The 16,689-nt window shown below is 71.6% G+C and carries 15 protein-coding genes; 10 read left to right on the top strand and 5 right to left on the bottom strand.

Translation table 11 applies throughout. From position 1 onward, the window contains the following. The first annotated feature begins 251 nt into the window (after nt 1-251). Nucleotides 252-3,122 carry a type I DNA topoisomerase gene (gene topA, locus ACFP2T_RS20750; protein WP_377424513.1) on the top strand — a complete coding sequence of 957 codons (2,871 nt, stop codon included), beginning with the start codon at nt 252-254 and terminating at the stop codon, nt 3,120-3,122. A gap of 107 nt (nt 3,123-3,229) precedes the next feature. Here topA and ACFP2T_RS20745 read toward each other — a convergent pair whose 3' ends face one another. Next, complete coding sequence (locus ACFP2T_RS20745; protein WP_377424268.1) at nt 3,230-4,153, bottom strand: GNAT family N-acetyltransferase; 924 nt, start codon at nt 4,151-4,153, stop codon at nt 3,230-3,232. A 77-nt stretch (nt 4,154-4,230) separates the two neighbouring features. Then, entirely contained in the window at nt 4,231-5,550 is a 1,320-nt protein-coding gene (locus ACFP2T_RS20740; RefSeq protein WP_377424267.1) for a D-arabinono-1,4-lactone oxidase, read from the bottom strand. 197 nt (nt 5,551-5,747) lie between these two features. Between ACFP2T_RS20740 and ACFP2T_RS20735 the strand changes: the two genes are divergently transcribed. Further along, complete coding sequence (locus ACFP2T_RS20735; RefSeq protein WP_239141445.1) at nt 5,748-6,392, top strand: TetR/AcrR family transcriptional regulator; 645 nt, start codon at nt 5,748-5,750, stop codon at nt 6,390-6,392. A gap of 58 nt (nt 6,393-6,450) precedes the next feature. Here the strand turns inward: ACFP2T_RS20735 and ACFP2T_RS20730 are convergent, their stop codons facing one another. Next, complete coding sequence (locus tag ACFP2T_RS20730; protein ID WP_377424266.1) at nt 6,451-7,671, bottom strand: amino acid deaminase/aldolase; 1,221 nt, start codon at nt 7,669-7,671, stop codon at nt 6,451-6,453. A gap of 338 nt (nt 7,672-8,009) precedes the next feature. Between ACFP2T_RS20730 and tmk the strand changes: the two genes are divergently transcribed. The 6 genes from tmk (at nt 8,010) to ACFP2T_RS20700 (ending at nt 14,119) form a co-directional block, all read left to right on the top strand. Then, a complete protein-coding gene (tmk, locus tag ACFP2T_RS20725; protein WP_377424511.1) occupies nt 8,010-10,322 on the top strand; it encodes a dTMP kinase in 2,313 nt (770 codons plus the stop codon). Then, entirely contained in the window at nt 10,322-11,674 is a 1,353-nt protein-coding gene (locus tag ACFP2T_RS20720; RefSeq protein WP_377424265.1) for a DNA polymerase III subunit delta', read from the top strand. The genes tmk and ACFP2T_RS20720 overlap by 1 nt, the downstream gene beginning before the upstream one ends. A gap of 259 nt (nt 11,675-11,933) precedes the next feature. Next, complete coding sequence (locus ACFP2T_RS20715) at nt 11,934-12,260, top strand: YbaB/EbfC family DNA-binding protein (RefSeq protein ID WP_377424264.1); 327 nt, start codon at nt 11,934-11,936, stop codon at nt 12,258-12,260. Continuing rightward, nucleotides 12,261-12,566 (top strand): hypothetical protein, encoded by a 306-nt coding sequence (locus ACFP2T_RS20710; protein ID WP_377424262.1) that lies wholly within the window; start codon nt 12,261-12,263, stop codon nt 12,564-12,566. Beyond that, complete coding sequence (locus ACFP2T_RS20705) at nt 12,566-13,225, top strand: hypothetical protein (protein ID WP_377424261.1); 660 nt, start codon at nt 12,566-12,568, stop codon at nt 13,223-13,225. The genes ACFP2T_RS20710 and ACFP2T_RS20705 overlap by 1 nt, the downstream gene beginning before the upstream one ends. A gap of 57 nt (nt 13,226-13,282) precedes the next feature. After that, nucleotides 13,283-14,119, top strand: a complete 837-nt coding sequence (locus ACFP2T_RS20700) for a PSP1 domain-containing protein (protein ID WP_377424260.1) — start codon at nt 13,283-13,285, stop codon at nt 14,117-14,119. A gap of 22 nt (nt 14,120-14,141) precedes the next feature. Here the strand turns inward: ACFP2T_RS20700 and ACFP2T_RS20695 are convergent, their stop codons facing one another. Continuing rightward, nucleotides 14,142-14,804 (bottom strand): dihydrofolate reductase family protein, encoded by a 663-nt coding sequence (locus ACFP2T_RS20695; protein ID WP_377424258.1) that lies wholly within the window; start codon nt 14,802-14,804, stop codon nt 14,142-14,144. Between the two features lie 196 nt (nt 14,805-15,000). After that, complete coding sequence (locus ACFP2T_RS20690; RefSeq protein WP_377424257.1) at nt 15,001-15,153, bottom strand: hypothetical protein; 153 nt, start codon at nt 15,151-15,153, stop codon at nt 15,001-15,003. A 566-nt stretch (nt 15,154-15,719) separates the two neighbouring features. On the opposite strand from ACFP2T_RS20690, the gene ACFP2T_RS20685 reads away from it, so the two are divergent. Together ACFP2T_RS20685 and ACFP2T_RS20680 are read left to right on the top strand one after the other, a co-directional pair. Next, nucleotides 15,720-16,496 (top strand): helix-turn-helix domain-containing protein, encoded by a 777-nt coding sequence (locus tag ACFP2T_RS20685; RefSeq protein WP_377424255.1) that lies wholly within the window; start codon nt 15,720-15,722, stop codon nt 16,494-16,496. After that, complete coding sequence (locus ACFP2T_RS20680) at nt 16,483-16,680, top strand: DUF397 domain-containing protein (RefSeq protein WP_377424254.1); 198 nt, start codon at nt 16,483-16,485, stop codon at nt 16,678-16,680. The genes ACFP2T_RS20685 and ACFP2T_RS20680 overlap by 14 nt, the downstream gene beginning before the upstream one ends. The last annotated feature ends 9 nt before the right edge of the window (nt 16,681-16,689 follow it).

Raw genomic sequence — 16,689 nt, 5'->3', positions numbered from 1 at the left:
TTCTGTCCGGTTGGCCGCGCGTCGATCGACGGTGGGTGTACGGTGTCGCCGTCCGGCATGACCGCCCGCCCGGCGTTGTTACACCCGACGTCACCGCAGCGTAGCGGGACTCTTCGCCGCCCGCGCAACCCTGGAGTCGGGCAGCGCGTTACGTTGGACGTCCGGCCACCGGTCGGCGGGGGTCCGCCGGCTGGGCCGAGCGGACAGAGCGGTCCGCAGGGGCGAATATCGTGAGTGAGGTCAGGAGAGACGTGCCGAGCAACGCCAGGAGCACCCGTCTGGTCATCGTCGAGTCACCGGCGAAGGCCAAGACGATCTCGGGCTATCTCGGCCCGGGGTACGTCGTCGAGGCCAGCCTGGGTCACGTCCGTGACCTGCCACGCAACGCCGCCGACGTACCCGCCAAATACAAGGGAGAGCCCTGGGCCCGACTCGGCGTCGACGTCGACCACGGCTTCACCGCGCTCTATGTCGTCTCTCCCGACCGGCGCCAGCAGATCACCAAGTTGACCCGGCTGGCCAAGGAGGTCGACGAGGTCTTCCTCGCGACGGACGAGGACCGCGAGGGCGAGGCGATCGCCTGGCACCTGGTCGAGACGCTGAAGCCGAAGGTCCCGGTCCGGCGGATGGTCTTCCACGAGATCACCCGGCAGGCGATCCAGGCGGCGGTGGCCAACCCGCGCGAGATCGACCGTGACCTGGTCGACGCCCAGGAGGCCCGGCGGATCCTGGACCGGCTCTACGGCTACGAGGTTTCCCCCGTGCTGTGGAAGAAGGTCATGCCCCGGCTCTCGGCCGGGCGGGTCCAGTCGGTGGCCACCCGGATCGTGGTCGAGCGCGAGCGGCAGCGGATGGCGTTCCGCACCGCGGAGTACTGGGACATCCTGGCCACCCTGGCGGTGCGGGCGAACGGTGAGGGCCCCCGGACCTTCCACGCCACCCTGGTGGCACTGAACGGGGACCGGATCGCCACCGGTAAGGACTTCGAACCGACCACCGGCCGGGTGAAGCCCGGGGCCGGGGTGACGCACCTCGACGCCGACGGCGCCCGAGGACTGGCGGCCCGGCTCGACGGCCGGCCTTTCACCGTCACCCGGGTGGACGAGAAGCCCTACCGGCGCCGCCCGTACGCGCCGTTCATCACCTCCACTCTCCAGCAGGAGGCGGCCCGCAAGCTGCGGTTCTCCTCGCAGCAGACGATGCGTACCGCGCAGCGGCTGTACGAGAACGGCTACATCACCTATATGCGTACCGACTCGGTGAACCTGTCGGAGACGGCGATCAGCGCCGCCCGCCGGCAGATCGCCGAGCTGTACGGCGAGCGGAACGTTCCGCCGGAGCCGCGCCGCTACACCGGCAAGGTCAAGAACGCCCAGGAGGCGCACGAGGCGATCCGGCCGGCGGGCGACAACTTCCGTACCCCGGGCGAGGTGGCGAACGAGCTCTCCGGCGAGGAGTTCAAGCTCTACGAGCTGATCTGGCGCCGGACCATCGCCTCCCAGATGACCGACGCCGTCGGCTCCAGCGTCTCGGTGCGGATCCGGGCCGTCTCCACCTCCGGGGAGGAGGCCGACTTCGGCGCGACCGGCAAGACCATCACCGAGCCGGGCTTCCTGCGGGCGTACGTGGAGTCGTCCGACGACGAGAACGCCGAGGCCGAGGACGCCGAGCGGCGGCTGCCGAACCTGGTCAAGGACCAGCCGCTGACCGCCGAGGAACTCGCCGCGACCGGGCACCACACCCAGCCGCCGTCCCGGTACACCGAGGCGTCGCTGGTCAAGGCGCTGGAGGAGCTGGGCATCGGCCGCCCGTCGACGTACGCCTCGATCATGCAGACGATCCAGGACCGGGGGTACGTCTCCAAGCGTGGCCAGGCCCTGATCCCGTCCTTCCTCGCGTTCGCCGTGGTCGGGCTGCTGGAGCGGCACTACCCGCGGCTGGTCGACTACAACTTCACCGCCGCAATGGAGAACGAGCTGGACGAGATCGCCGGTGGTGACCACGCGGCGGTGGACTTCCTCACCTCCTTCTACTTCGGCAGCGAGCAGGGCGGCAACGAGTCGGTCGCCCGGTCCGGCGGCCTGAAGAAGATGGTCACCGACAACCTCAGCGAGATCGACGCGCGCAGCGTGAACTCGATCCCGCTGTTCCGGGACGAGGACGGGCGCGATGTCGTGGTCCGGGTCGGCCGCTACGGGCCGTACCTGCAACGCGGCCTGCCGGGCTCGGAGCCGACCGGTCAGTCCCGGGATGCCGGCGAGAACGGTGCCGGCGAGGCGGGCACCGGTGACGACGGCAGCGCCGCCGGTGACCGGGCACCGATCCCGGAGGGCGTGGCACCCGACGAGCTGACTCCGGAGAAGGTGCACGAGCTGTTCCTCGGCGGTGGCGGGGAACGCAAGCTCGGCGAGCACCCGGAGACCGGCGAGCCGATCGTGCTCAAGTCCGGTCGGTTCGGCCCGTACGTCTCCAGCGGCGAGCGCAAGGCGTCACTGTTGCGTTCCCAGTCGCCGGAGTCGCTGTCGATGGCGGAGGCGCTGCGGCTGCTGACCCTGCCCCGGGTGGTCGGGGTCGGGCCGGACGGTGCCGAGGTGCTGGCCGCCAACGGCCGCTACGGCCCGTACGTGAAGCGGGGCGACGACTTCCGGTCGCTGGAGTCGGAGGAGCAGCTCTTCACCGTCACGCTGGACCAGGCGCTCGCCCTGCTGGCGGCGCCGAAGACCCGGCAGCGTCGGGCGGCGGCGCCTCCGCTGCGGGAGATGGGCAACGATCCGCTGACCGAGAAGCCGCTGGTGATCAAGGACGGCCGGTTCGGGCCGTACGTCACCGACGGGGAGACCAACGCGTCGCTGCGACGTGCCCAGACTCCGGAGGCGCTGACCCTGGAGGAGGCGTCGGAGATGCTGGCCGAGAAGCGGGCCAAGGGTCCGGCACCGCGCAAGCGGGCGGCGAAGAAGGCGCCGGCCAAGAAGGCCGCCGCGAAGGCGACCGGCGACACGGCGGGCACCGCGAAGAAGGCCACCGCGAAGAAGGCAGCGGCCAAGAAGACCACCGCGAAGAAGGCTCCGGCCAAGAAGGCGGCGCCGAAGAAGGCGGCGGCCTCCGCCGAATCGACCGACTGACCAGACGGTACGGCCCGCCCGACGCCCGGACGCCCATCGGGTACGCCTCGGCGGGCCGTCAGTCGTCGGCCGGGTCGGGCCGGCCGGGCCGTCAGTCTTCGGTCAGGTCAGGTCAGGTCGGGTCGGCGACGGCGGAAGCCGTACGTCTGGTACTCCCGGTGGAAGCCGAGCGAGGCGTACAACCGGTGGGCCGGAAGGTTGTCGGCGTTGTAGTTCACGGTCACCGTCGCCATCCCGGCCGCCCGCATCCGGTGCATGGCGTCCCGCATCACCGCCCCGGCCAGCCCTCGGCGCTGGAAGTCCCGGTGCGTACCGACCGGCTCGAAGTGGCCGATCCGGTTGTGCCCGTCCAGCCAGTAGACCGTGAACGCCGCGATCCGGCCGTCGGGGGCCTCGGCGACGATCTCCCGCTCCGGGGCGTAGCCGGGCTTCGTCATCACCGCCGACCGGTACGACTCCCCGGTCCAGTCCTCGCCGAAGGCGGAGTTGCGTACGTCGGCGAGCTGGGCGGCGTCGGCGAGGCGCGCGGGGCGTACCACGAAACCGGCCGGCGCCGCCGGGGCGGCGACCGATTCGGCCAGGTCCCGGGTGGTCACGTCGTCCCAGGTCCGGTACTGCGCGAAGCCGAGTTCGGTGAGCAGGCGGATCCGTGTCCCGTCGCAGTCGAAGGCGTCGGTCAGGACGTACTCCTCGGGCTCGTCGACGGCCATGTACCGGGCCGTCGTCCCGTATGCCGTCCGGAGCATCTCCCGCTCGGCGTCGGTGCCGCGCAGCGCGGGCGCGGTGAAGACGTCGAACGCGGCCCCGAAGCGCAGGTTGATCGCGAGGCCGACGATCTCGCCGACGGACTCCGGACGGGTGGACTCCCAGAGTTGGACGAGTTCACCGACCGGCCGGCGACCGCGGAGGTTCTCGTAGATCCGGTGCGGTAGCTCGCCGACGTGGTCGTACCCGCACCGCCCGGCCCCCGCGATCCAGGCCGCGAAGGTTTCCTGTAGGCGCGGCAGGTCGGCGTCAGAGTACGGCCGCATCCGTGCGATGTGAGTGGTCACCGAGTCTGTATACGGGAACCACCCGGCCCGCCCGAGCGATTTTCCAGCGGGTTCGGTCAGCCGCCGAGCACCTGCTCCGTGTAGGTGTTGGCGAAGACCCGGTCGGGGTCGAGCCGGTCCCGGACCGCGAGGAAGTCGGCGAACCGGGGGTACGCCGGCCGCAGCGACTCCGCGTCCCGGTAGTGCAGTTTGCCCCAGTGCGGTCGTCCCGCCAATCCGATCGCCACCTGCTCGAACGCCCGGAAGTACGGCTCGGCCGGCATCCCGGCGTACTGGTGGATGGCGACGTACGCCGACTCGCGCTGGTAACCGTGCGAGAGCCAGATGTCGTCCGGTGCGGTGAACCTGACCTCGACCGGGAAGAGCACCCGGAACGGCAGTTCCTCGATCACCCGACGCAGCCCGGCGAGCGCCTCCGGCAGGGCGGTCCGGGGCAGGCCGTACTCCATCTCCTCGAACCGGACCCGGCGCGGGGTGCAGAAGACCCGGTCGGACCTCGCGGTGTAGCTCCGCGCGGTGAGTGCGCGGGCCGAGACGGCGTGGATGGTCGGGACCAGCGCCGGGGCGGCCCGGCCGAGCCGGCAGGCACCGGCGAAGACGGAGTTGGCGAGGAAGTCGTCGTCCAGCCAGCTCCGGAACCGGGGCAGTGGCCGGTCGTCGGCGGGTACCCGATTATTGATCTTGACCTGCACCCGGTCGGTGTACGGGAACCAGTAGAACTCGAAGTGGTCGTTCCCGCCGACCAGTTCCGGCAGTTCGGCGAGTACCTCGGCGAGCGGTGCCGGGCGTTCGTCCGCACGCAGTACGAAGGCGTCCACGCAGCGCAGGGTCACCTCGACGATGACGCCGAGCGCGCCGAGCCCGACCCGGGCCGCGGTGAACACCTCCGGGTGCTCCTGCGCGGAGCAGGTGATCAGCTCACCGGTCCCGGTGACCAGGGTCAACCCGGCCACGAAGGTGGAGAGGCAGCCGTAGCCGGCGCCGGTGCCGTGGGTGCCGGTGGAGATCGCCCCGGCAACCGTCTGCGCGTCGATGTCGCCGAGGTTGGCCAGTGCCAGCCGGTGACCGGCGAGTAACTCGTTGAGCGTTCGCAGGGACATCCCGGCGGGTACGGTGACCAGTCGGCGGTCGGCGTCGATACGTACCGGTCCGGCCAGCCTGCCGAGGTCCATCCACTGGTCGTCGGCGCGGGCGATGGCGGTGAAGGAGTGGCCGCTGCCGACCGGCTTGATCCGTCGACCGGCGGCTCGGGCGGCCCGGACCGCTCCGGCGACCTCGTCCGGGTCCGACGGACGGAGTGCGATGGCACTGGCGCGCTGATTGCCGGCCCAGTTCGACCAGGAGGTGGCATCGGGTGGTGCGGTACGTCCGTTCATCTGACCCCTCCCTGGAACGTCCAGGTCACCGATGGATAAACGTGAATTACCCTCGCGTCAAGGTGTGCCAGGGCGAGTAAATCAGGATGGTCACGGCGAGTAAATACCGCATATCCACCCGGCTCGTTAGTCCGGGTAGCGTTTCGAAATCCGCGACGCCTAGTAACCTTCATCCCGTCGAAAGGGAGTGGCGACGAGTGTCCACGTCAACCGCCACATCCGGTCCACTGCGCCGCGTCCCGGTGCAGGGCCGCAGCGTCGCTCGGGTCCAGCGCATGCTCGACGCGTGCGCCGAGATAGTCGACGAGGTCGGCTACGAAGGGCTGACCACCACCCTGCTCGCCGAGCGCGCGGGCGTTGCCATCGGGTCGGTCTACCAGTTCTTCCCCGACAAGCGAGCGATCGTGCAGGCACTGACTCTGCGCAACATGGAGGCATACCTGGAACGGCTGGGCGACCGGTTCTCCCGGGGCGACCTGACCCACTGGTGGGACGGCGTCGACGCCGCGATCGACGAGTACATCACCATGCACCGCCGGGTTCCCGGCTTCCGTACCCTGCACTTCGGCGATGTGGTCGACGTCCACCTCCTCGACGAGGACCGGGACAACAACGGGGTCATCGCCGAGCAGCTGGCCCGGGTGCTGGTCGAGCAGTTCGGCACCGCGGACGCGCCCCGGCTGCGTTTCGCGTTGGAGATCGCCGTGGAGGCCGCCGACGCGCTGATCAAGCTGGCCTTCCGTCGAGATCCCGAGGGCGACGAGAAGGTGCTGACCGAAGCGACGGCGCTGATCCGCGAATACCTGCACCGACACGTCGACGCCGCACCGTCGGCCGGGTAGCCCGGGGTGTTAGGAGGGGGCCCTTCTTCTACTGAAAGCGATAAGAAGGGGCCCTTCCTTACAGGAAGGTGCGGCCCTCGCCGCGGTAGGTGGGGGCGGTGGCGTCGACTTGGTCCGCCTTGATCAGGTGCAGTTCGCCGACGTGTTCCGACAACTCGCCGGCCTTGGCGTGCCGGAACCAGACCCGGTCGCCGACCTGTAGCGACTCCGCCGCGACCCCGGTCACCGGGGTCTGTACCTCGCCCGCCCCCTCTGTGCCGGTCAGGCGGAGGCCGGACGGCATCCAGGGGGTGGGCAGCCGGGTCGGGTCCGCCGGTCCGGAGGCCACCCAGCCGCCACCGAGCAGGGTCGCCACCTTGGCGGTGGGTCGGCGTACCACGGGCAGCGCGAAGAACGCCGCGGGGCGGGGGCGCCAGGTGCGGTAGGCGTCGAACAGCGTCGGCCCGTACAGGCCCGATCCGGCAGTGATCTCGGTCACCGCCGGGTCGGCCGCGGTCAGCGCGATGCTGCCGGTGCCGCCGCCGTTGACGAACTCCAGGTCGGCGTGCTCGCGTACCGCCGCGACCGCCGCCGCGCGCCGGTGCACCAGTTCCCGGTACGAGCGCCGTTGCAGTAGCCGGATGGTGGCCCCGCGTACCGCCTGTCGGGGTGGTGCGTCGCCGAGCCCGGCGATCTGGGCCTCGTACGACATCAGGCCGACCAGCCGGAAGCCGGGCCGCTGCGCGATCGCGGCGGCCAGTGCGCTCGCCGCGTCGGCCGAGTGCACCGGTGACCGGCGCGTTCCGACGTGCAGCCGACCGCCGAAGGCGCCGGCCATCGGGCGCCAGGACGCGTCGAGGTCGAGGCAGGTGCGGATCTCCGCGCGTCGCCCCGGAGCGGTCACCGCGTCGACCAGGTCGAGTTGGGCCGTGCTGTCCACCATCACGCAGATCGAGGCGGCCAGGCCCGCGTCGCCGGCCAGTTCGGCCAGCGCCTGCCGGTCGGTGGTGGGGTATCCGACCAGCGCGTCGTCGGTGACGCCGGTTCGGACCAGCCAGATCGCCTCGGCCAGGGTGTACGTCATCACCCCGCGCCAGCCGGGTTCGGCCAGGGCCCGACCGAGCAGGGTCCGGCAGCGCAGCGACTTGCTGGCGATCCGGACCGGCTTGCTGGCGGCCTGGGCGACCAGCGCGGTGGCGTTGGCGTCGAAGGCGTCGAGGTCCACCACGGCGAAGGGCGGTTCGAGGTGCGCGGTCGCCCGGTCGAGGCGTTCGCGCAGGGTATCGCGTTCGGTGGCCATTCGAGCACGCTAACCCCCGCGGCGATAATGCGAAACCATCTCGCGTATCCGTGTCGCGGTACCGTCGCCGTACCCCCGAGACCGCCTCCGGGCTCGGGCTCCGGGGAATGTCGGGGTCGGGGTGGACCGTCGCCGCGATTAGAGTGCTCGGGGGGAGCCCAGCGACGGGCGGCGTGCGGAGGGGTACGGCCATCGACGAAAATGACAGTGGCACGGGGCGCGGAGCGCAGCCGTCCGGTACGTCCACGCCCGCACCCGCCGCCAGTCCGGTCGACCGGACCGGATACCAGGCCCTGCGGTCGGTCCTGCGGATCCGTCCGTTCCGCCGACTCTGGCTGGTGCTCGGGGCCGCCTCGTTCGGCGACTGGCTCGGCCTGCTGGCCACCTCCGTCTTCGCGTCCAGCCAGGTCACCGGCGACACCGCGAAGGGTCTCGCCTTCGGTGGCGTGATCGCGGTCCGGTTGCTCCCGGCCCTGGTGCTCGGCCCGGTCGCCGGGGTGCTGGCCGACCGGTTCGACCGGCGTCTCACCATGGTCATCTGCGACCTGCTGCGGTTCGTACTGTTCGCCTCGATCCCGCTCGCCGCCCTGCTGGACGTCGGGGGTGGGCTGGTCGTCGGCTGGGCGGCGGTCGCCACCTTCCTGATCGAGGCGATCACGCTGATCTGGATCCCGGCCAAGGAGGCCGCGGTCCCGAACCTGATTCCGCGGACCCGGCTGGAGGTGGCCAACCAGCTCACGTTGATCACCACCTACGGACTCACCCCGGTGCTGGCCGCGGTCGGCGCCGCGGTGCTGGACCGCAGCGTGCGCGCCGCCTCCGGCGGTCCACCCCAGGGCCTGGCCGACCCGACCCAGTTGGCGCTCTACTTCAACTCGTTGAGCCGGCTGGCCACCGCCCTGGTGGTCTTCTTCGGGATCCGGGAGATCAGCGGCCGGCGTGGTCGTCGGGACAGCGCCGCACAGGCCGTCGGGCAGGCCGAACGGGCCGAGCAGAGCATGCTGCGGCAGTTCGTCGAGGGCTGGCGGTTCATCGGCAAGACCCCGCTGGTCCGGGGCCTGGTGCTGGGCATCTTCGGCGCGTTCGCCGGTGGCGGCGTGGTGATCGGTACGGCGAACTTCTTCACCAAGTCGCTGGCCGCCGGTGAGGCGGCGTTCTACCTGCTCTTCGGCTCGATCTTCCTCGGCCTGTCGCTCGGCATCGGGCTGGGCCCGATGATCGTCCGGGAGATGTCCCGGCGGCGCTGGTTCGGCATGAGCATCGTGCTGGCCAGCGCCTCCGTGCTGGTGCTGGCCGGCTCCATCCACCTCTCCATGGCGATCCTCGGCGCGGTGCTGGTGGGCGCCGGTGCCGGAATGGCCTTCCTGGCCGGTACCACCCTGCTGGGCGGCGAGATCGCCGACGAGCTGCGCGGTCGGGTCTTCGCCGTCGTGCAGACCGGTACCCGGTTGGTGCTGATCCTGGCCATCTCGGTGAGCAGCCTGCTGGTCGGTGTCGGCGGCTCCTGGCAACTGCGAATCGCCGACCTGGGCATCTCGGTCTCGTCCACCCGGTTGCTGCTGCTGGTCGCCGGTGCCGCAGGGATCTTCACCGGGATCAAGGCGTTCCGCCAGATGGACGACAAGCCGGGCGTACCGGTACTCCCCGACCTCTGGGGCTCGATCCGGGGCCGTCCGCTCTTCCCGGCCGAGCCGTTCGCCTCGACCGGCGCCTTCGTGGTGTTCGAGGGCGGCGAGGGAGCCGGCAAGTCGACCCAGGTCAACAGGCTGGCCGAGGTGCTCCGGCAGCACAGCCGCGAGGTGGTGGTGACCCGGGAGCCGGGCGCGACCGGGGTGGGCGAGCAGATCCGGGGGCTGGTGCTCGGCCGGGCGACCGGGCCGGACTCCCTGGCCCCCCGGGCGGAGGCGCTGCTGTACGCGGCCGACCGGGCGCACCACGTCGCCACGGTGGTCCGACCCGCACTCGCCCGTGGGGCGGTGGTGATCAGCGACCGGTACGTCGACTCGTCCCTCGCCTACCAGGGAGCCGGCCGGACGCTTCCGGTGGAGGAGGTCTCCTGGCTGTCGTCCTGGGCCACCGGGGGACTCAAGCCCGACCTGGTCGTACTGCTCGACGTCGAGCCCCGGACCGGGCTGGCCAGAGTCGGCTCCCGGGGCGGAAGTCCGGACCGGCTGGAAGGGGAGTCGATCGACTTCCACGACCGGGTCAGGTACGCCTTCCTCGACCTTGCGGCGGCCGACCCCAAGCGCTATCTGGTGCTCGACGCCTCCCGGCCGGCCGACGAGATCGCGGCGGCGGTAGCCGACCGGGTCACCGGCATGCTCGCCGATCCGGAGACGGCCGTCCATCCGGAGCCGGCGAGGCCGCCGGACACCTCGTCCCGGCCGGAGTTATCCGAGGCGGAGCTGCGCGCCGACGCGAACTTGTCGGCCGAGGCGGCAGTGTCGGACGACACCGACGCCGGTCGGGTACGCCAGGAGCCTGGCCGGCAGAGCGGGGACGGGTCCGGTTCCGACGGCGATGGCCCGGCTCCCCAGGCCAGGCTGGTGGGGCGACCCGGTCGGGCACCGGGAGACGGCGTGGACGGCGCCTCCGGCCGGGAGCGGACGGGTGGTAGCGCGGGCGGCGTCGAGCTCGAACGGCGCCCCTGATGCCGGAGGTCTTCGCCGACCTGGTGGGTCAGCCCGAGGCGGTCGACATCCTCCGCCGGGCCGCCGCGGCCGCCGAGGCGATCCGGGCCGCCGCGGTCGAGGAGATGCTCCGGGCCGCCGCGCCGGACGAGATGCTTCCGCCGGACGAGATGCTTTCGCCGGACGAGATGCTTTCGCCGGACGAGATGCTTTCGCCGGACGAGGAGCCGGACGAGGACTCCGACCCGGACGCCGCCGGTGCGGCGAGCGGTTCGGGCGCGCTCAGCGGCAGCGCGATGACGCACGCCTGGATCTTCACCGGGCCGCCCGGCTCCGGGCGGTCCGTCGCGGCGCGGGCGTTCGCGGCAGCTCTGCAATGTGTCCGGGGCACCGGATGCGGCGAGTGCGCGGGCTGCCACACCACCCTCACGGGCACCAACGCCGACGTGCGGTTCGTGGTTCCCGAAGGGCTCTCGATCGGGGTCGGTGAGATGCGGGCCCTGGTACTGCGGGCGGCGAGCACCCCGAGCGGGGGCCGTTGGCAGGTGCTGGTGATCGAGGATGCCGACCGGCTCACCGAGGCCGCCGGCAACGCGTTGCTCAAAGCGGTCGAGGAGCCGCCGCCGCGTACCGTCTTCCTGCTCTGCACCCCGTCGACCCATCCGGACGACGTCTCGGTGACGATCCGGTCCCGGTGTCGGGTGGTGGCGCTGCGGCAGCCGCCGGCGGAGGCGGTCGCGGCCGTACTCCGGGCTCGGGACGGCGTCGCACCGGACGTGGCGGCCTGGGCCGCCGCGGCGGCCCAGGGGCACGTCGGGCGGGCCCGCCGGTTGGCCCGGGACCCGGACGCACGCAAGCGCCGGGAGGCGGTGCTGGCCCTGCCACGTCGGCTCTCCGGCGTCGGTGCCTGTTTCGACGCCGCATCCGCGCTGATCGACGCGGCCGAGGCCGAGGCGGCGTCGGCCGTCGTGGAGTCGGACGCGACCGAGCGGGCGGCGCTGGAGACCGCGCTCGGCGCCGGTGGGACCGGGCGCGGGGCGGCGGGCGCGATCCGGGGCGCCGCCGGACAGCTCAAGGATCTCGAACGCCGGCAGAAGTCCCGGGCCACCCGTGCCCAGCGGGACGCGCTGGACCGGGCGCTGGTGGATCTGGCCGGCTTCTACCGGGACGTGCTGACCCTCTCGATGCGGGCCCCGGTCGCGCCCGTGCACACCGACGTCGCCGCGATGGCCGCCGCTGCGGCCGGGAAGTGGACGGCGGAGAGCACCCTGCGGCGGCTGGAGGCGGTTCTGGGCTGCCGGACGGCCATCGAGACCAACGTCAAGCCACGGATCGCCGTCGAGGCGATGATGCTGGCGCTCTGGCGCGGCTGAGTCCTCGCACACCACGGGCGGCCGAGCCCCTCGCACACCACGGGCGGCCGAGCCCCTCGCACACCACGGGCGGCCGAGCCCCTCGCACAGCACCATTAGGGAGATCTTGGGGCGAAGGGTTCCCTTCGGATGGGCCGACCGGTACGGTTCGGTGCCGTAGCGCAGCGAGGCTGGCACATTGGGTGAGCTGATCGCTGTCCGGCCTGCCCGGCGGGGGTGGTGGCCGACGGGCATCGGGCTAAACGGGGAGGACCTGCCGATGGCGCGGGAGATCGACCAGGCCTGGGTCGAGGAGGCGATCGAGCGGTATCGGCGCATCGAGGCGTTGCAGGCCCAGTTCGACGAGGCGATCCGGCGGGTCGAGGTCACCGTCCGTTCGCCGGACGGGCTGGTGGAACTGGTCGTCACCGCCGACGGCGCGGTCAGCGACATACGTTTCCTGGGCCCGCTGCACACCCGCAGCGGGCCGGACGTGGCCCGCTCGGTCCGGGCCGCCCTCACGGCCGCCGACGATGCCGCGAGGTGGGCCCGGGAGAAATTGCAGGTCGAGACGTTCGGCGAGTACCGCCGGCTCTCGGAGGCCTGAGTGAACGGCCTTCGTGACCTCGCCGGTCGGCTCGACAGCGCGGGCGGGAACCTCGCCGACCTCGCCCGCCGGCTGCCGTACTCCGGGCCGGGCGAGAGCGCCTTCCACGCCGACGGGCCGGGTCGGCTGGGCGAGGTCGGCCGGGCACTGCACCGGCAGTGGGTGACCGCGCTCGACAACCGGGCCCGGGAACTGGCCGCCACCGCCGAGCGGCTGACCGACACCGCCGCCGCCCTGCGGGTGGCCGCCCGGGAGTACGCCGACACCGACGACGCGGCCCGCCGCCGGCACTCGGGGGAGGCGTGATGGACCTCCTCGACCAGCTCGCCGATCCGGCCGTCGATCTGCTCGGGCGGGTCGACGGAATCCTCGCCGCCGCCGGTGCCCCCGACGAACACCGGCTCTGGCCCCTGCTCCGCCAGCTCCGGGTGCTCCCCGGGGACGCCGTGGACGCGGTGCTGGCCCTGCGGCCGGCGCCGCTGACCGCGACGGGTGCCGCCACCCGCACCGTCCTCGGGACGTACGACGAGGTGCGGGACGCCCTGGTCGACGACGGCTCGTGGCAGGGCCCGGCGGCGGAGACGTTCGCCGCGCACCGGGACGCGCTGCGGGCGTACCTGGTCGACGGGGTGGAGAGCCTGACCGGGCGGCTCGACGCCACGGCGGCGTACGCGGAGGCGGTCGCCGACTGGATCGCGCACACCCGGGACGCGCTGGCCCGGACTCTCGGTGACGTGCTCGGCTCGGCGGAAGCCGTGGCCGTGGTGACGGCGCGTACCGGTGGCGGTGCCCCGGTGGAACTGGCCGCCGCCGAGATCGGGGCGCGGGTGCTGGCCACGGTCGCCGAGGCGTACGACCGGGCGGAGGCGCTGCCAGGCCAGTGGGCACCGGATCTGGACGAGGTCGCCTACCGGCCGCCGGACGGCTCGGCGGTTCGACCGGACGGTGGCCGGATAGCCCTGTGACCTGCGAGCACGTCGGCAGGGTTCGGTGTGCGGTCGGATCCGTCGTAGGGTGAACGGATGGGCATGCTGTGCGCGGTCAGTTTCAACCGTTACGGCCGCCTCTACTACCTCGATCCGGGGGAGTTGCGGCCGGCGGTCGGTGACCGGGTGCTGGTGCCCACCGACGACGGTACAGAGGTGGCCGAGTGCGTCTGGGCCGCACAGTGGGTGACCGAGGAGACCGACGGCTTCCCCCGCCTGGCGGGGCTGGCCGGGCCGGAGGACCTGCGCCGGGACGAGACGCTGCGCAAGCGCAAGGCCGAGGCGAAGGTGGCCGCGAAGCGGCTGATCCGGGAGCACGGGCTGCCGATGAAGGTGGTCGCCGTCGACCACGTACTGGACACCACCCCCGGGAGTTCGAACGGGTCGCGGACCACCATCTACTTCACCGCGCCGCACCGGGTCGACTTCCGTTCCCTGGTCCGCGACCTGGGCGCCACCATGCACTGCCGGGTCGAGCTGCGTCAGCTCTCCGCCCGGGACTCCGCCCGGGTGCAGGGCGGCATCGGCTCCTGCGGCCGTGACCTCTGCTGTGCCACCTTCCTGAACGACTTCGAGCCGGTGACGATCCGGATGGCGAAGGACCAGGAACTGCCGCTGAACCCGCTGCGCATCTCCGGCGCCTGCGGCCGGCTGATGTGCTGCCTGAAATACGAGCATCCGCTCTACGCGGACAGCGGCAGTTACCCGAGCCCTGGCCAGCGGGTCGAGACGCCGGACGGCCTGGCGAAAGTCGTGTCCCGGCATCCGCCGAGCGAGACGGTGACCGTCCGGCAGATCTCCGACGGGACCGTCAACCGGTGCTCCCTGTCGGAGGTCTGCGGATCCCGCCAGGCCTACGACTCGCGCTCCTGACGCGACGACCGACCAGCCCCGACTAGGGCTGAACAGTCGCCCTGCCTTCCTCCGCAACGCCACGGTCCTCGCGCCGCATGTCCCCGCCGCCGGGGGTCCCCGCAGCGAGGCCGTACCGCAGGAGTACGGCGCCGTGGGGCGAGGTGACGGGCGGTTCGAGGAGCGTCAGGTTGGCCGGCACCGCACCGCCGTCGAACACCTTCTTGCCGACGCCGAGCACGATGGGGAAGATCCACAGGTTGAGCTGGTCGAAAAGGCGCTCGTGCAGGAGGGTCTGCACCAGATCCAGGCTTCCGATCACGTGGACGTTCTCGTGCTTGTCCCGCAGCTCCCGCACGGCGCCGACCAGGTCGGGTCCGAGCTGCGTCGAGCCCGCCCAGTCCAGATCCGGGTTGCCGCGCGAGGCGACGTACTTCGGGATGCTGTTGAACAGTGTGGCGATCCCGCCGTCGACGCCGTCGACCTGGTTCGGCCAGAAGCCGGCGAAGATGTCATAGGTCCGGCGGCCCAGAAGCAGGGCGTCCATGCCCTGCATGCCGGCGCCGACGTGCTGGCCGACCGTCTCGTCGAACAGGGGCGCCTGCCATCCCCCGAACGGGAACCCCTCGGGGTCCTCCTCGGGGTCACCCGGCGCCTGGCCAACCAGGTCGAGCGTCGCGAACAGGTCGATATGGATCGTGCCCATAGTGTGTCTCCTCCTTGCGCTCCGATTGAAGTATGAACATCCGCTCTACGCGAACAGCGGCGCCTATCCGAGCCCTGGCCGGCGGGTCGAGGTACGCGGACATACGACTGAGCGCGGACAGCGGCCCGCCCCGGGGCCGCCGCGAAGGGGAAGCGCAGGCGGACGCCGGGGCGGGCCAGTCGGGTGATGAGGCGGGTCAAGGGGCGGGGCGGCGCGGCACCCAGTAGACGATGCGGCTGACCAGTAGCGCCGGGTGGACGTCGGGTAGGTCTTGCAGCGCCCGGGTGAGGTGGGCGGAGAGGTAGACCATCAGCCCGGGGCGGTTGTTTCGGTAAAGGTGCAGCAGCACGCGCCGGGCGATCGAGCATGGCCACTCGGCCCCACAGGCCCGGCACCGGAACGACGGTCGCATCGGTGTGTGCGGTCGGCGCGGTGCGTGGGGCTGGCTCATACCCGCTCGGTTCCCCGACGGTGCGGGACGATCGGGTCCAGGCGTACAACCCGGGGCACGGGCGACGATGCGCGCATGCCGGCCCGGTATTCCGCGTTGGTCATCGGCCGGACTATGGGCTGATACGGCTTCGGGACCAACTCGACCGAGTCAGGGCAGCGCCAGCGGTATCCGCATCGGCAGTACCGCCACAGTCGACGCCAATCCCGGCGGTGGCGTGGCCTGATTAGACGTACCCGTTCCACGTTGCCTCCTTCCGCGGAAATGGAGCGGGGGCGGCGCCGGGTACGACCAGCCCGGCACCGCCCCCGCGCGCTGTTCGCCCGTCCTTGTGATCTTTGCCGGTGTGGATCCGAGCGGGAGCGCCTGGAACCCACCCTGGACCATTAGCTAGCCGCACAGGAAGATAGACGGACGGCAGTATGAGCGTTTAGAACGCGTCGATTCGCAACGAGGTGTAATAGATGAATCAGCTCCGGGAAATTCTCAGAGCACAGCGGGGCAAGCGCCGCCTGACGCAGGAGCAGGCGGGAGCCGCGATCAACGTAAGTGGGTCTCTGATTGCCGCATTCGAGAACGGCAGGGCGATCCCGCAACCCGAAACGGCCGCCCAACTGGACAGCCTGTTCGGGACCGGTGAGGAGGTTCAGCAGGCCGCCGACGAGGCCCGGGAGGATGCCCGGCCGTCGTGGCTGCGCCCCTGGACGGAGCACGAACAGCGGGCAACCCTGCTCAGGTGGTGGGAACCACTGCTGATGCCCGGCCTGCTCCAGCTTGAGGAGTACGCGCGGGCCGTGCTGCAAGGGGGTTGGCTGGAGGACGAGGTGGTGGAACGGACCGTCCAGGTTCGACACGACCGACAGGCCGCGACCGTCAACCGGCCCAAGCCCCCCACGCTGTCCGCCATCATCAGCGAGTTCGCCCTGATGTGTGCGCCACCGCAGGTGCGCCGCGAGCAACTGGAACACTTGCTGGAACTCAGTCGCCGGCCGAAGGTCCAAGTGCTCGTGGTGCCACGGTCCGCCGGTCTGCACGCTGGCCTGCAAGGTGCGTTCGTGCTGGCGACGCTGCCCGGCCGGGGCCGAGCCGGCTACGTGGACGACCAGCTACGCGGCCGGGTGGTGACGGATGGGAGTGACCTGGACCAGTTGGAAGTATCGTGGGAGATTGTCACCGGGTTGGCCCTGCCGGTGCAGGCGTCGAGAGACCTCATAGCGAAAGTGGTCAATGACAGTGAATGACCTGACGCCCCAGTGGCGTAAGAGCACTCGCAGCGGGTCGAACCAGGGTGCTTGCGTCGAGGTGGCCGACAACCTTTCTGGCCGGGTCCTCGTCCGGGACACCAAGGATCGGGACGGCGGGACCCTGGCGTTCGATCCGGCCGCGTGGCGCGCGTTCGTCAGCCTGGCGAAGTCGCACGGCTGAGGCCGCTCC

It is taken from the genome of Plantactinospora solaniradicis, assembly GCF_042658085.1.
Classification (GTDB): domain Bacteria; phylum Actinomycetota; class Actinomycetes; order Mycobacteriales; family Micromonosporaceae; genus Plantactinospora; species Plantactinospora solaniradicis.
The sequence above is the reverse complement of the archived record's forward strand: the minus strand, read 5'-3'. Positions and strand labels throughout refer to the sequence as shown.